11 protein-coding genes are annotated in these 11,152 nt (G+C 60.5%); all 11 read left to right on the top strand.

The window, feature by feature from the left end; all coding sequences use genetic code 11:
* Positions 1–599: translation elongation factor Ts (gene tsf, locus K0F85_RS16950; protein WP_257572839.1), on the top strand; the 599-nt coding region annotated here is incomplete at its 5' end.
* 147 nt (positions 600–746) lie between these two features.
* The gene (gene pyrH / locus K0F85_RS16945) at positions 747–1,463 is read left to right on the top strand and encodes a UMP kinase (RefSeq protein ID WP_076569768.1); all 717 of its coding nucleotides are present in this window, start codon (positions 747–749) and stop codon (positions 1,461–1,463) included.
* A gap of 176 nt (positions 1,464–1,639) precedes the next feature.
* Complete coding sequence (frr, locus tag K0F85_RS16940; protein ID WP_219117148.1) at positions 1,640–2,200, top strand: ribosome recycling factor; 561 nt, start codon at positions 1,640–1,642, stop codon at positions 2,198–2,200.
* Between the two features lie 99 nt (positions 2,201–2,299).
* Positions 2,300–3,067, top strand: coding sequence for a polyprenyl diphosphate synthase (gene uppS / locus K0F85_RS16935; RefSeq protein ID WP_219117147.1), 768 nt, complete (start codon positions 2,300–2,302; stop codon positions 3,065–3,067).
* Positions 3,067–3,900: a phosphatidate cytidylyltransferase gene (locus tag K0F85_RS16930; RefSeq protein ID WP_219117146.1), complete on the top strand. Its 834-nt coding sequence runs from the start codon at positions 3,067–3,069 to the stop codon at positions 3,898–3,900. The genes uppS and K0F85_RS16930 overlap by 1 nt, the downstream gene beginning before the upstream one ends.
* Before the next feature lie 8 nt (positions 3,901–3,908).
* Positions 3,909–5,093 carry a 1-deoxy-D-xylulose-5-phosphate reductoisomerase gene (ispC, locus tag K0F85_RS16925; protein ID WP_219117145.1) on the top strand — a complete coding sequence of 395 codons (1,185 nt, stop codon included), beginning with the start codon at positions 3,909–3,911 and terminating at the stop codon, positions 5,091–5,093.
* Complete coding sequence (rseP, locus tag K0F85_RS16920) at positions 5,090–6,451, top strand: RIP metalloprotease RseP (RefSeq protein ID WP_219117144.1); 1,362 nt, start codon at positions 5,090–5,092, stop codon at positions 6,449–6,451. Before ispC ends, rseP begins: the two co-directional genes overlap by 4 nt.
* Before the next feature lie 83 nt (positions 6,452–6,534).
* Positions 6,535–8,871 carry an outer membrane protein assembly factor BamA gene (gene bamA, locus K0F85_RS16915; RefSeq protein WP_219117143.1) on the top strand — a complete coding sequence of 779 codons (2,337 nt, stop codon included), beginning with the start codon at positions 6,535–6,537 and terminating at the stop codon, positions 8,869–8,871.
* A 51-nt stretch (positions 8,872–8,922) separates the two neighbouring features.
* Positions 8,923–9,441, top strand: a complete 519-nt coding sequence (locus tag K0F85_RS16910; protein WP_046684967.1) for an OmpH family outer membrane protein — start codon at positions 8,923–8,925, stop codon at positions 9,439–9,441.
* A gap of 164 nt (positions 9,442–9,605) precedes the next feature.
* Positions 9,606–10,661 (top strand): UDP-3-O-(3-hydroxymyristoyl)glucosamine N-acyltransferase, encoded by a 1,056-nt coding sequence (gene lpxD, locus K0F85_RS16905; RefSeq protein WP_219117142.1) that lies wholly within the window; start codon positions 9,606–9,608, stop codon positions 10,659–10,661.
* Positions 10,658–11,152 (top strand): 3-hydroxyacyl-ACP dehydratase FabZ, encoded by a 495-nt coding sequence (gene fabZ / locus K0F85_RS16900; protein ID WP_035818168.1) that lies wholly within the window; start codon positions 10,658–10,660, stop codon positions 11,150–11,152. The genes lpxD and fabZ overlap by 4 nt, the downstream gene beginning before the upstream one ends.

The following is an 11,152-nucleotide window of genomic DNA, read 5'->3' as shown; positions in this document are numbered from 1 at the left end:
CGGCTGACGTAGCTGCCTTGCTGGCCCTGCCACTCGATGGCAAGACTCTGGAAGACGTGCGCGCTGCCCTGATCGGCAAAATCGGCGAAAACATGACCATCCGCCGCTTCCAGCGTTTCGAAACCAGCGCCAAGCTGGCTTCCTACCTGCACGGTGCGCGCATCGGCGTGATCGTCGAATTCGACGGCGCCGATGAGCAAGTCGGCAAAGACGTGGCCATGCACATCGCTGCCATGAAGCCAGTGTCGCTGTCGTCGAACGAAGTTCCAGCGGAACTGATCGAAAAAGAGCGTTCGGTTGCACAACTGAAAGCCGAAGAAGACGCAGCCAAAGCGGCCGCCGAAGGCAAGCCAGCGCAATCGCCGGAAATCCTGGCCAAGCGCCTGGAAGGTTCCGTACAGAAGTTCCTGAAAGAAGTGTCGCTGTTGAACCAGGCTTTCGTGAAAAACGACAAGCTGTCGGTTGAGCAAATGCTGAAGGCGGCTAACACCAGCGTCAAAGGTTTCGCCATGTACGTAGTGGGCGAGGGCATTGAGAAGAAGCAAGACGACTTCGCAGCAGAAGTCGCAGCACAGATGGCTGCCTCCCAGGGAGCGTAAGTAAAGCGGGCCGAGAGGCCCGTTTTTTTGGCCCGCCCGCACCTGTCGTGCCGGGCGGCGGCATGGGCAGCCCCGCGCGCCTATCCGGCGCTGCAAGGCGCTGCGCCATGTCATACTCGAATAACCTCATTTATGGAGCCCCAGCTCATGTCAAAACCAGCCTACAAGCGCGTCCTCCTCAAGTTGTCCGGCGAAGCCCTGATGGGGGATGATCCCTACGGCATCAACCGCGCCACGATCGAGCGCATGGTGGCCGATGTGGCCGAGGTAGCGAAGTTGGGTGTGGAACTGGCAATCGTGATTGGCGGCGGCAATATCTTCCGCGGCGTCGCGCCCGGCGCGCAAGGCATGGACCGTGCCACCGCCGACTACATGGGCATGCTTGCCACCGTGATGAACGCACTGGCCCTGGCCGATGCCATGCGCCACGTCGGCATTACCGCGCGCGTCATGTCGGCCATCGGCATCGAACAAGTTGTCGAGCCGTACGTCCGCCCGAAAGCCCTGCAATACCTGGAAGAAGGTAAAGTGGTTGTCTTCGCCGCCGGTACCGGCAATCCGTTCTTCACCACCGACACGGCAGCGGCCCTGCGCGGTTCCGAGATCAGCGCCGAGATCGTCCTGAAGGCCACCAAGGTCGACGGCGTCTACACGGCCGATCCGAAGAAGGATCCGAACGCCACCCTGTTCCACACGATTACGTTCGACGACGCCATCGCCAAGCACCTGCAGGTGATGGATGCCACCGCATTCGCCCTGTGCCGCGACCAGAAACTGCCGATCAAGGTGTTTTCGATCACCAAGCCAGGCGCGCTGATGCGTGTGATTCTCGGTGAAGACGAAGGTACTTTGGTTCACGTCTAAATTAGTATTAGCAGCAATTTCAATATTTATTATCATTAACAACGCCTGACAACACCGTCGCGAGCGGAAGGAAGAGGTGGCCGAGAAGCGCAACCGTACCGAGTACGGTGAGCATCGCAAGCCCCCTGTGCCGACGCGCAGCAGGTTTTGACAGGCGCTACCACAGGAGAGCAGCAATGTCCTTAGCTGACGTTAAGAAAAATACCCAGGAACGCATGACGAAGTCGCTGGAAACACTGCGGGCCGACCTGGCCAAAGTGCGTACCGGCCGCGCCCATACGGGTATCCTGGACCACGTCATGGTCGATTACTACGGTTCCCCGACGGCACTGACCCAGGTCGCCAACGTGACCCTGATCGACGCGCGCACCATCGGTGTGCAGCCGTACGAAAAAAAGATGGCCAACACCATCGAAAAAGCCATCCGCGACGCCGACCTGGGCTTGAACCCATCGGCACAGGGCGACCTGATCCGCGTTCCGACGCCGCCGCTGACGGAAGAGCGCCGCAAGGAAATGGTCAAGCTGGTCAAGAGCGAAGCGGAAGACGCGAAGATTGCTGTGCGTAACATTCGCCGCGATGCGAACGAGTCGCTGAAGAAGCTGGTCAAGGAAAAAGCCTGCTCCGAGGACGATGAGCGCCGCTCGTCGGAAGAAGTGCAGAAGCTGACGGACAAGTTTATTGCCGACATCGACAAGATGGTGATCGACAAAGAAAAAGAAGTGCTGACGGTCTAGTTTTCAGTCCTTCTGACACTGCCCGGAAAAGCATGGCTTTTCCGGGCAGTGCTATTTGGCGCATAATAGTTATCTTTTATTTTTGGTATTCGTGTTTTCATGATCTATTCGAGTTCGACAACAGCAGTACCTGAGGTGGGCACGGTGCCGCGCCATGTGGCAATTATTATGGATGGCAATGGCCGCTGGGCAACCAAGCGCTTCCTGCCGCGCGTGGCTGGCCACGTCAAGGGCGCCGATGCCGTGCGCAGCATCGTCGAGGCTTGCCTCGACCGGGGCGTCGAATATCTGACCCTGTTTGCCTTCAGTTCGGAAAACTGGCGCCGCCCGGAAGAAGAGGTGTCGATGCTGATGCGCCTGTTCGTCACCATGCTGGAACGTGAAGTGGTCAAGATGCATGCCAGCGACATCCGCTTGAAAGTGGTGGGCGACCTGTCGCGCTTCAATGGCGAGCTGCAAACCCTGATCGCCAATGCGGAGCGCAAGACGGCGAACAACACGCGCCTGACGGTGTCCATCTGCGCCAATTATGGTGGCCGCTGGGACATCATGCAGGCAGTCAACAAAATGACGGCCGAGGCGGCAGGCTATGGCCAGCCCGCCGGGCACGCTTACACGGAAGAGCAATTGGCCCCGCACCTGGCCATGGCCTACGCGCCCGAGCCCGACCTGTTCATCCGCACGGGCGGCGAGCAGCGCATTTCCAATTTCCTCCTGTGGCAACTGGCGTACACTGAGTTGTTTTTCACCGAGACTTTCTGGCCCGACTTCAATGACGAGTGCCTCGACGCGGCAATCGCGTCTTACCAGCAGCGCGAACGGCGCTTTGGCCGTACCAGCGCGCAATTAACTGAAAAGACAAACTGATGCTGAAAACACGGATAATCACCGCCCTGGTCTTGTTGGCGGTCTTGCTGCCGGTTCTGTATCTGAATTATTTCCCTGCTTTCGCCGTGATCGTCACGGCGTTCTTCGGCGCCGCCGTATGGGAAAGCTTCCGCATCTTCAAAAATCGCCAGGCGCTGCTGATTGCCGCCGCCTGGACCGCCGCCTTCGCGTACACGTTTTTTGTCGGCAATGGCATGGCGCAGCTCAATTTCTGGTTCGCCCTGTGCGTGGCCATCTGGCTGATCCGCTTCGTGCCTTCGTTGGCGACGGGCTTGCCGCCTACCGAAGGCCTGGGCAATACCCTGCTCAGCCTGGTGTATCCGGTGACCATCGTTGGCTGCTTCGTGGCCATCATTGCCTTGTTCCTGCATAGCCCTGTCTTCCTGCTGTCCGTCATGGCCCTCGTGTGGATCGCCGATATCGGCGCCTATTTCTCGGGCAAGGCTTTCGGCAAGCGCAAGCTGGCGCCCAGTATTTCCCCAGGGAAGTCATGGGAGGGCGCCATCGGCGGCGGCATCGCCGTGCTGCTCATCGCCGCTCTCACTATCGTGGCCGCGCCATCGCTGCCGGTCCTGCAAGACACCTTCGCCGTGCAGTTGCAGCTGCGCCGTGGCTGGCTGCTGGCCTTGCTGGTACTGCTGCTGGTCGTCGCCGCCAGCATCGTCGGCGACCTGTTCGAATCCCAATTGAAGCGCCGCGCCGGCATCAAGGATAGCAGCAACTTGCTACCTGGCCATGGCGGTGTGCTCGACCGTATCGACGCCTTGATCCCGGTTCTGCCATTTGCCGCCCTCGTGGCCAGCTGGCTTTAAGGAAACACATGCAATACATCACCATCCTCGGCGCGACCGGTTCGATCGGCGTGTCCACTCTGGACGTGCTCGCGCGTCATCCGGAGCAATACAGCGTATATGCGCTGAGCGCGCACAGCCGCGTGGCTGAACTGGCTGCCCAGTGCCTGCAATTCCGTCCCCAGCGCGCCGTCGTCGGCACGGCGGACGCCGCCCTTGAACTGACGCGTTTGCTGCGCGGGAAGGGCGTCGATACGCAGGTAGAGTTCGGCGTGGACGCCCTGTGCGCCATCGCCAGCGCGCCGCAAGTGACGGGCGTGATGGCCGCCATCGTCGGCGCGGCCGGCCTGGCGCCTACCCTGGCTGCTGCCCGTGCCGGCAAGAAAGTATTGCTGGCCAATAAAGAAGCGCTGGTCATGTCCGGACAGTTGTTCATCGATGCCGTGCATGATAATGGCGCCGTGCTGCTGCCCATCGACAGCGAGCATAACGCCATCTTCCAATGCATGCCGCATGCCCATGGCCGCGCGCCTGGCGCCGCCGGCGTGGCAAAAATCGTGCTGACGGCGTCAGGCGGTCCCTTCCTCACGCGCGACGTCGAGACACTCGATAGTGTGACGCCGGACCAGGCCTGCAAACATCCGACCTGGGCCATGGGACGCAAGATTTCCGTCGATTCGGCCACCATGATGAACAAGGGCCTGGAAGTGATCGAGGCACACTGGCTGTTCGGTGCGCCGGCCGAACAGATCGAAGTGCTGATCCACCCGCAAAGCGTGATCCATTCGATGGTGTCGTACGTCGACGGTTCCGTGCTGGCCCAGCTGGGCAATCCGGACATGCGCACGCCGATCGCGCATGCACTGGCCTATCCGCAGCGCATCGCTTCCGGCGTGGCGCAGCTGGACCTGGCGCAAGTGGCTACCCTGCAGTTCGAACGTCCAGATTTTCGCCGTTTCCCTTGCCTGGCGCTGGCCTTCGACGCCTTGCGCGCGGGCGGCACGGCGCCGGCCCTGCTGAACGCGGCCAATGAAGTGGCCGTGCAAGCCTTCCTCGACGAACAGATCGGCTTCCGCCAGATCGACCAGGTCATCGCGCACGTGATCGAAACGGTGCCGCATGGCGCCGCTTCCAGCATCGAGGCCGTGATGGAGCAGGACCGCCTGGCCAGGGTGGCCGCGCACGCCTACATCGCCCAAAGGCTGGCTGCATGACCTTGATTACCACCTTGCTGGCGTTCATCGTTGCGCTCGGCTCGCTGATCACCCTGCACGAGCTGGGTCACTACCTGGTGGCGCGCTGGTGCGGCGTGAAAGTGCTGCGTTTCTCCATTGGCATGGGAAAAGTGGTGTATTCGCGCAAGTTTGGCAAGGACCAGACCGAATGGGCAATTTCCGCGCTGCCGCTGGGCGGTTATGTCAGCATGCTCGACAGTCGCGCGCAAGATCTCAGTGATGTGCCGGAAAGCGAATTGCGCCGCGAATTCACGCGCCAGAGCGTGTGGCGCCGCATCGCCATCGTGGCTGCCGGCCCGCTGGCCAATTTCCTCGTCGCCATCGTGCTGTACGCTGGCCTGTTCATGCATGGTATCGAAGAGCCGTCGAGCAAGCTTGGCCCCGTGGCTGAGCAGACTGCCGCCTACACGGCCGGCTTGCGCAGCGGCGATATGGTCGAAGCGGTCAATGGCAAGGCTGTGGCCAGTTGGTCCGAGCTGCGCTGGGAGCTGATCCAGGCCACCCTCGACAAGCAGCCGGCCCGCATCGACGTGCGCCGGCCTGACCGTGGCCAGCAGGAAGCGAACTTGCCGACGGCCAGCCTGACGGAAACGGACCTGGAAGGCGACGTGCTGGGCAAGTTGGGCCTGACCATGGCTCGTTCCGCGCCCACCTTGATGGAAATCATGCCCGGTGGCGCCGCCGCGCGCGCCGGCCTGCAGAAGAATGACCAGATCCTGGCCATCGACGAACAGCCCGTGCATGAGGTGGCTGCCGTCATCGCCACCCTGAGCCAGGCGCCGGGGCGGACCTTGCAACTGCAACTCTTGCGCCAGGGGCAGGACCTGACCCTGGCCATCACGCCGGACGCCGTGCCGGGCGCCGGGGCAGAGGGAGCTGTAACAGTTGGTAAGATACAGGCAAAGCTGGGGCAGGTGCCAGATATGATCAGCGTGGCCTCCGGACCGTTTTCTGCCGTGGCCAAGGCGTCCGTCAAGGTCTGGGATACCAGTGTCATGAGCCTGAAAATGCTGGGCAAGATGATCACCGGCCAGGTCTCGCTGAAGAATGTGACGGGGCCCATTACCATCGCCGATTACGCGGGCCAAACGGCGCGCATCGGCCTGGTAAGCTACCTGAGCTTCATTGCCTTCATCAGTATCAGTCTGGGCGTGATGAATTTGCTACCCATTCCTGTTCTGGATGGCGGGCATTTGCTGTATTATTCGCTGGAAGTTTTGACCGGACGCCCCTTGCCGGAGCGCGTAGGCGAGATTGCCCAGCGCCTGGGGATCGGTTTGTTGCTGACCTTGATGGTGCTTGCCGTCTTTAATGACGTGTTGCGATTGCTGAATTAGGGCGGTGGTTGAGGCCATTGCGTGAGTCGCACAAGCAATCTTTTGTGTATGTTGTCCATTGATTTACCCATTGAATAACCCCAATGAAATTACATTCTGCTCGTTTTGCCTTGCCTTCCTTTCGTCGCAGCCTGATCGGCGCAGCCGTCATGGCCTTCTGTTCCGGCCACGCGCTGGCCGTCCAGCCATTTACTGTCAAGGACATCCGGGTCGAAGGGATCCAGCGTACCGAAGCGGGCACCGTCTTTGCCTACCTGCCGGTGCGCGTCGGCGAGACGTTCTCCGACGAGAAGAGTATTGCGGCGATCAAGGCCCTGTATGCGACGGGCATGTTCAAGGATGTACGTCTGGAAGCCGAGGGCGACGTGCTGGTGGTGCTGGTCGAGGAACGTCCGGCCATCGCGAGCGTGCAATTTACCGGTACCAAGGAATTTGAAAAGGATGTGCTGGTCAAGGCATTGAAGGAAATCGGCGTGGGTGAAGCCAAGATTTTCGACAAGGCATCCGTCGACCGCGCGGAACAGGAACTCAAGCGCCAGTACCTGTCGCATGGCCTGTACGGCGTGAAGATCACCACGACCGTCACGCCGATCGAGCGTAACCGCGTCAACGTGGTATTCGCCGTCGACGAGGGCGACGTGGCCCGCATCAAGCAGATCAACATCGTCGGCAACAAGGCCTTCACCGACAAGGAACTGCGCGAACAGCTGGCCCTGAACACGGGCGGCTGGTTCAGCTGGTACACCAAGGCCGATCAGTATTCGAAGACCAAGCTGACGGGCGACATCGAGTCGCTCAAGTCCTACTACCTGGACCGCGGCTATATCGAGATGCAGGTCGACTCCACGCAAGTGTCGATCACGCCCGATAAAAAAGACATTTACCTGACGATCAATATCACCGAAGGTGAAAAGTACAAGATCGCCGGCACCAAGTTCGAAGGCGAGATGTTCGGCCGCGAAGAAGAGCTGAAAGCCCTGAACCTGATGCGCGAAGGCGAGATTTACTCGGGCGCGCGCCTGACGGCCACGAACAAGCGCATCCAGGATCGCCTGGCCACGTTCGGCTATGCCTTTGCCAACGTCAATGCCAATCCGGAAATCAACCGTGAAAAGCATGAAGTGGGTTTCACCTTCTTCATCGATCCGGGCAAGCGCGTGTACGTGCGCCACATGAATATCGCCGGCAACACCACCACGCGCGATGAAGTCATCCGCCGCGAATTCCGCCAGTTCGAATCGTCCTGGTACGACAGCAACAAGATCAAGCTGTCGCGCGACCGCGTCGACCGCCTGGGTTACTTCAAGGATGTCACCATCGACACGCCGGAAGCGCAGGGCACGACCGACCAGGTTGACGTCAACGTGACGGTGGTGGAAAAACCAACGGGTAACTTCCTGATCGGCGGCGCCTTCTCGCAATCGGAAAAGTTCACCCTGTCGGCGTCGATTTCGCAGGCCAACTTCGCCGGTAGCGGCAACACGGTCGGCATTGAACTCAATACCAGCCATTACAGCCGCACGATCGCGTTTTCGCAAACCAATCCGTATTTCACGGACGATGGCATTTCGCGCAGTTTTGAAGTCTACCTGCGTACGACGGAACCGCCGGCGCTGAACATCGGCAGCTACAAGATCAAGCAAACTGGTGGCCGCGTCAGTTTCGGCGTACCATTCTCGGAAGTCGACACCGTCTTCTTCGGCATCGGCGCCGAGCGTTCGCGCATCGAGACCGATATCACCAGCCCGATCCGCTTCAAGCAGTACGTGATCGACAATGGCGGCCCGTCTGACGGTATCGGTTCGGCTACCACGAATTCCATCCCGCTGACGGCGGCATGGCAGCGCGACAGCCGCGACAGCGCCCTGACGCCTTCGATTGGCCGCTACCAGCGCGTCAACCTGGAGGCTGACCTGATCGGCGACCAGAAGTACTTCCGTGCCATCTATGAGCACCAGTATTTCCGTCCGCTGTTCAGCAAGGTCACCCTGGCGCTGAAAGGCGAACTCGATTACGGTCACGGCATCGGCAAGCACGTGTACCCGGTCTTCAAGAACTTCTACGGCGGCGGCATCGGTTCGGTGCGCGGCTACCTGAGTTCCTCATTGGGCGCGGTCGAACCGAGCACCAACGATGCCTTGGGCGGCGCCTCGCGCCTGATCGGTAACGCGGAACTGCAGATGCCATTCCCCGGTTCGGGCAATGACCGCAGCTTGCGCTGGTTCGGTTTCCTTGACGGCGGCCAGGTCTACCAGGAAGGCGAAAAAATGCGGATCTCGCAATTGCGCTATTCTGCAGGCTTGGGCATCAGCTGGATTTCACCGGTGGGCCCGCTCAAGCTGAGCTATGCCAAGCCGCTGAACGCCAAGCCGACGGACCGCCTGGAACGCTTCCAGTTCCAGATGGGCACAGGTTTCTAAGCGCCCGTTTGCATCGGGGCGCCAGCTTTTACTTTTTGACCATGGAGTATCATGAACACCGCATCCGCTACCCTGCCCAAGACCCTTGCCGTCATTGCATTGTGCTGGAGTTCGCTGTTGCCGGTGCAGGCGCAGGCTCAGGAGTCGAAGATCGCCTGGATCAGCAGCGAACGTATTTATAACGAGTCGAGGCTGGCCAAGCTGGCCAGCGCCAAGCTGGCCGAAGAGTTCCGCTCGCGTGAAAAAGCCGTGCAGGAACTGGCGGCCCGTTTCAAGGTGGCCAACGAGGCCCTGGAAAAGGACATGCCGACCCTGAGCGAGGCGGAGCGCGCCAAGCGCCAGCGCGAGTTTTTCGAGCTGGACAAGGAACTGCAACGCCGCCAGCGCGAGTTCCGCGAAGACTTGAGCCAGCGCACGAACGAAGAGCGCAGCGCCATCGCGGAAAAAGCCAATACCATCATCCAGCAGATGGCGCATATCGAAGGATATGACATCGTGTTGCAGGAAGCCCTGTGGGCCAGCCCGCGCATCGACATTACCGACAAGGTCTTGAAGGCGCTGGACAAGTAACAGTAACGGTTAGAAGCCTGACAGTGCCGTCGCGAGCGGATGTGAGTTGTGGTTGAGAAGCGCAGCTGTGCGAAAGCACGGGGCCGCCCGAGGCAGTGCGCATCGGAGACTGCAAATCGCGCCGCGCAGTAGGCATAGTCAGACGTTTTTATAAGGGTATATCGATGGGCACTCGACTAGGAGACTTGGTCGAACGCTTCGGTGGTCAATTGGCGGGCGATCCCAACCTGGAAGTCACAGGCATCGCACCGCTGGCCGACGCCGGCGCTTCGCACATCAGCTTTCTCAGCAATAGCAAATTTCGCGCACAGGCGGCCCAGAGCGGTGCAGCGGCGCTGATCCTCACGCCTGCCGACGACGCGCTGATCGGCGCCGAGTACGCCGGCGCGCGCATCGTCACACCGAATCCCTATGTGTATTTCGCGCGCGCGGCGCAGTATTTCGCCGCCCTGCATGAAATCAGGGCGCCGATTGGCATCCATCCGGGCGCCTTTGTCGACGCCAGCGCACAGGTTGACGCCAGTGCCTCCATCGGCGCGCATGCGGTGATTGAGGCGGGCGCCGTGATAGGCGCCGGCTGCGTGATCGGTCACGGCTGCGTGGTGGGGCGCGACGCCATCATCGGCGCAGGCACCCAGCTGTTCGCCAACGTGACGTTCCACGCGCGCTGCGTGATCGGCCAGCGCGGCATCATTCATTCGGGCGCCGTGATCGGCACCGATGGCTTCGGCTTCGCCAACGAAGGCGGCGTGTATATCAAGATTCCGCAGACGGGCAGGGTGGTGATCGGTGATGATGTCGATATCGGCGCCAACACCACCATCGACCGTGGCGCACTGGCCGACACCATCATCGAAGATGGCGTCAAGCTCGATAACCAGATCCAGATCGGCCATAACTGCCATATCGGCGCGCATACGGCCATGGCCGGTTGCGTCGGCGTGGCCGGCAGCGCCATCATCGGCAAGTACTGCACCTTTGGCGGCGCCGCCATGGTGCTGGGCCACCTGACCATTGCCGACCGCGTCCACGTGGGCTCGGGCAGCATGGTCTCGCGTTCGATTCTTGAAGCGGGCCAGTACACGGGGTTTTATCCGCTGGCCAAGAACGCCGACTGGGAAAAGAGCGCCGCCATCGTGCGCAACCTGTCAAGCATGCGCGAGAAGATACGCGCGCTTGAAAAAACAATTAAAACACTGACCACGCAAGACGAAAAATGACTACTGAAAAAAAGACCCTCGACATCCTCGCCATCAAATCGCTGCTGCCGCACCGTTACCCGCTGCTGCTGGTTGACCGCGTGCTGGACTGGGAAGCGAACAAGACCATCACCGCCATCAAGAACGTGACGGTCAATGAAGAGTTCTTCCAGGGCCATTTCCCGCACAAGCCGGTGATGCCCGGCGTGCTGATGATCGAAGCGCTGGCGCAGACGGCGGCCTTGCTGTCGTTCCTGTCGATGGGCGTGAAGCCGGACGAAAATTCGGTGGTGTATTTTGTCGGTATCGACAATGCGCGCTTCAAGCGTCCTGTCGAACCGGGCGACCAACTGAAGATGGACGTGGAAATCCTGCGCGTCTCGCGCGGCATCTGGAAATACAAGGCCGTCGGTACGGTCGATGGCAAAGTGGCGCTGGAAGCGGAACTGATGTGCACCATTCGCAGCGCGCAGGATGCAAGCCAATCTGCGAGCCAGCCAGCGGGGCAGTAA

Origin of the sequence: Janthinobacterium sp. UMAB-56, from assembly GCF_900095265.1 — a bacterium.
Classification (GTDB): domain Bacteria; phylum Pseudomonadota; class Gammaproteobacteria; order Burkholderiales; family Burkholderiaceae_D; genus Janthinobacterium.
This window is presented reverse-complemented; position numbering and strand designations above follow the sequence as displayed.

Excerpts from the sequence above, each read along its gene's own strand:
- pyrH (WP_076569768.1), top strand. The coding sequence starts at position 747 with ATGTCAAAACCAGCCTACAAGCGCGTCCTCCTCAAGTTGTCCGGCGAA.
- frr (WP_219117148.1), top strand. The coding sequence starts at position 1,640 with ATGTCCTTAGCTGACGTTAAGAAAAATACCCAGGAACGCATGACGAAG.
- uppS (WP_219117147.1), top strand. The coding sequence starts at position 2,300 with ATGATCTATTCGAGTTCGACAACAGCAGTACCTGAGGTGGGCACGGTG.
- K0F85_RS16930 (WP_219117146.1), top strand. The coding sequence starts at position 3,067 with ATGCTGAAAACACGGATAATCACCGCCCTGGTCTTGTTGGCGGTCTTG.
- ispC (WP_219117145.1), top strand. The coding sequence starts at position 3,909 with ATGCAATACATCACCATCCTCGGCGCGACCGGTTCGATCGGCGTGTCC.
- rseP (WP_219117144.1), top strand. The coding sequence starts at position 5,090 with ATGACCTTGATTACCACCTTGCTGGCGTTCATCGTTGCGCTCGGCTCG.
- bamA (WP_219117143.1), top strand. The coding sequence starts at position 6,535 with ATGAAATTACATTCTGCTCGTTTTGCCTTGCCTTCCTTTCGTCGCAGC.
- K0F85_RS16910 (WP_046684967.1), top strand. The coding sequence starts at position 8,923 with ATGAACACCGCATCCGCTACCCTGCCCAAGACCCTTGCCGTCATTGCA.
- lpxD (WP_219117142.1), top strand. The coding sequence starts at position 9,606 with ATGGGCACTCGACTAGGAGACTTGGTCGAACGCTTCGGTGGTCAATTG.
- fabZ (WP_035818168.1), top strand. The coding sequence starts at position 10,658 with ATGACTACTGAAAAAAAGACCCTCGACATCCTCGCCATCAAATCGCTG.